This is a genomic window from Streptomyces phytophilus, assembly GCF_013870535.1.
Taxonomy (GTDB): Bacteria; Actinomycetota; Actinomycetes; order Streptomycetales; family Streptomycetaceae; genus Streptomyces; species Streptomyces phytophilus.
In genome coordinates this window covers 1-2,941 of the sequence record NZ_JACBXC010000764.1, presented here as the reverse complement: position 1 = coordinate 2,941, position 2,941 = coordinate 1, and the positions used below count along the sequence as shown (strand labels likewise).

General features: G+C 72.5%; 3 protein-coding genes. 2 read left to right on the top strand and 1 reads right to left on the bottom strand.

Annotation, left to right across the window (positions count from 1 at the left end):
* Positions 1 to 342: 342 nt before the first annotated feature.
* Positions 343 to 1,506 carry an ABC transporter ATP-binding protein gene (locus H5J30_RS24860; RefSeq protein WP_181789591.1) on the bottom strand — a complete coding sequence of 388 codons (1,164 nt, stop codon included), beginning with the start codon at positions 1,504 to 1,506 and terminating at the stop codon, positions 343 to 345.
* 83 nt (positions 1,507 to 1,589) lie between these two features.
* Between H5J30_RS24860 and H5J30_RS24855 the strand changes: the two genes are divergently transcribed.
* Together H5J30_RS24855 and H5J30_RS24850 are read left to right on the top strand one after the other, a co-directional pair.
* The gene (locus H5J30_RS24855; protein ID WP_181789590.1) at positions 1,590 to 2,318 is read left to right on the top strand and encodes an ABC transporter permease; all 729 of its coding nucleotides are present in this window, start codon (positions 1,590 to 1,592) and stop codon (positions 2,316 to 2,318) included.
* Positions 2,318 to 2,941, top strand: a 624-nt coding sequence (locus H5J30_RS24850) for an ABC transporter permease (protein ID WP_181789589.1), incomplete at its 3' end; no start/stop codon positions are given. The genes H5J30_RS24855 and H5J30_RS24850, both read left to right, overlap by 1 nt.

Here is a 2,941-nt window from a genome sequence, read left to right as displayed (position 1 = left end):
CCGCTGGCGCTGGCGTCGGCGGACCCGCCCGGCTACCTGCGGCGGCTCGCCGTCGCGGGACAGGCGGCCGAACTCCTCGACCCGGCCGGGCTCGGCGGCTTCACATGGCTGGCCCACCACGTGGGGATCGAGCCGGTACTCCCCTGACGCCGCGGGCCCGTACGCGCCCGGCGCCCGGCGCGGGTCGCCCGGTGTCCGGCGCGGCTGCGCGGCGCTCGGGCCGTGCCGTACGCACCGCCGCTCGCGCCGCCCGGGCTCGTACCCGTTGAACCCGTGCCCGTTGAACCCGTGCCCGTTGAACCCGTGCCCGTACGGCCGCTCCCTCGCCCCCGCGGCAGCGCCTCACAGCTGCGGCAGCGAGTCCAGCTCCACCTCCGCCCGCGCCACCGCGCGCGCGTCCGCATCGATCGACCGCCGCAGCGCCTCGTGCAGGCTCGCCGGCGTCAGGACGCCGGCGAACCGCCCCGTCTCCTCGTCGTCCACCACGGCGATCCACCCGGCGTCGTACTGAAGCATCGTCGCGAACGCCTTCTTCAGGCTCGCCCCCAGCGGCAGCCAGGCGTCCATCCGCCGCGCGTAGTCCGACACGGCACCGCCCTTGGCGATCTCGTCCGCGCCGACCCACCCGTGCAGCTCGCCGGCGCCGTCCAGCACGACGGCCCACCGCGAGCCCCCGTCCCGCAGCGCCGCCGCGGCACTCCGCGCGTCGTCGTCGAGCCGGACCACCGGCGGCTGCTCCAGGTCGTCGCGCTCGATCTCCGTCACCGACAGGCGCTTCAGCCCGCGGTCGGCGCCGACGAAGTCGGCCACGTACGGGGTCGCGGGCGCGCCCAGGACCGCCGCGGGCGAGTCGAGCTGCTCGACCTTCCCGGTCCCGAAGACCGCGATGCGGTCGCCGAGCCGTACCGCCTCCTCGATGTCGTGTGTGACGAAGAGCACGGTCTTGCGCATCCGCGCCTGCAGCTTGAGGAACTCGTTCTGCAGATGCTCGCGCACCACCGGGTCCACCGCCCCGAACGGCTCGTCCATCAGCAGCACCGGCGGGTCCGCGGCCAGCGCCCGCGCCACGCCGACGCGCTGGCGCTGGCCGCCGGAAAGCTGGTCGGGGTAGCGGCGGCCGTGCTCGTGCGGGTCGAGGCCGACCAGCTCCAGCAGCTCGGCCGCCCGCTTGAGCCGCTTCTCGCGCGGCGTGCCCAGTAGGTGGGGCACGGTGGCGGTGTTGTCGAGGACGTTCTTGTGCGGAAAGAGGCCGACGTTCTGGATGCAGTAGCCGATATGGCGGCGCAGCTCGACGGGGTCGGTGGCCATGATGTCCTGCCCGTCGACCTCGATACGGCCGACGGTGGGCTCGATGAGCCGGTTGACCATCTTCAGGGTGGTGGTCTTGCCGCAGCCGGACGGGCCTACGAGGGTCACCAGTTCGCCCGCGGCTACGTCGAACGACAAGTCGTCCACCGCGGTAGTCCCATCGGGGTACCGCTTGGTCACGTGCTCGAATCGGATCATGTTTCCTCATTCTGCACCGCCCGGGGCTCCCGGTGTCAGTGGAGGAGGGTCTAATAGAGCTGCCTACGGGAAGGAGCGGTGGCGTGAAAGCCTCCGGCTGCCTGGCAGCGAACGAGTGGATCTGCGGTGAATACGTCCGCAGCCGCAGCGACGAGCTCGTCGACGCCACGGTCCAGCATGTCTGGATCACGCTGGCGTCGGTGGGCATCGGCCTGCTGGTCTCCTTCCCGCTGGCCCTGATCGCCCGCCGCTGGCGGGTGCTCACCGGCCCCGTGCTCGGCCTGACGACGGTGTTGTACACAGTTCCGTCGCTCGCCATGTTCTCCCTGCTGGTCCCGCTCATGGGCATCTCGGCGTCCGTGGTCGTCACCGGCCTCGTGCTCTATTCGCTGACGATCCTCATCCGCAATCTGCTGGCGGGCCTCGATTCCGTACCGGCGGATACCCGCGAGGCCGCGCGCGGGATGGGGTACGGGCAGACGCGGCTGCTGTTCGCCGTCGAGCTGCCGCTCGCGCTGCCCGCCGTCATGGCCGGGCTGCGGATGGCGACGGTGTCGACGATCGCGATGACGACGGTCGGCGGCATCATCGGCTACGGCGGCCTGGGCAACCTGATCGTCGACGGCATGCGCACCCTGTTCAAGGCGCAGGTGCTCACGGCGTCGGTGCTGTGCGTGCTGCTCGCCGTGCTGGCCGACCTGCTGCTCCTGGGTCTCCAGCGGCTGCTGACGCCGTGGACGCGGGCGCGGCGGCGGAGCGGCGGCGGCAGATTCCGGGCGAGGAGCGCCGGGCGGCAGAAGGAGGCGGCCTGATGGGCACCGTCGCGGACGCGTGGACGTGGCTGACCACGGGGTCGAACTGGTCGGGCCCGACCGGCATCGGCGTGCGGCTGGGCGAGCATCTGTACCTGACGGGCATGTCGCTGGCCATCGCCTGCGCCATCGCCCTGCCGATCGCGTTCTGGCTGGGCCACATCGGCAAGGGCGGCACCCTCGCGATCAACATCTCGAACGTCGGGCGGGCCGTGCCCACCCTCGCGGTGCTCGGGCTGCTCATGCTCACGCCGCTGCGGATGCACGGTGACTGGCCGACGGTCATCGCACTCGTGCTCTTCGCGGTGCCGCCGCTGCTGACGAACGCGTACGTGGGCATCCGCGAGGCCGACCGGGACGTGGTGGAGGCGGCGCGGGGCATGGGCATGTCCGGGCCGCAGCTGCTGGGCCGGGTGGAGCTGCCGCTGGGCTATCCGCTGGTGATGACCGGACTGCGGTCCGCGACCGTCCAGGTGGTCGCGACGGCCACGCTGGCGGCCATCGCGGGCGGCGGGGGGCTCGGCCGGATCATCACCGCGGGCTTCCGGACGTACAACACCCCGATGGTGGTGGCCGGCGCCTTCCTGGTGGCGGTGCTGGCCCTGGTGCTGGAGGCCGTGCTC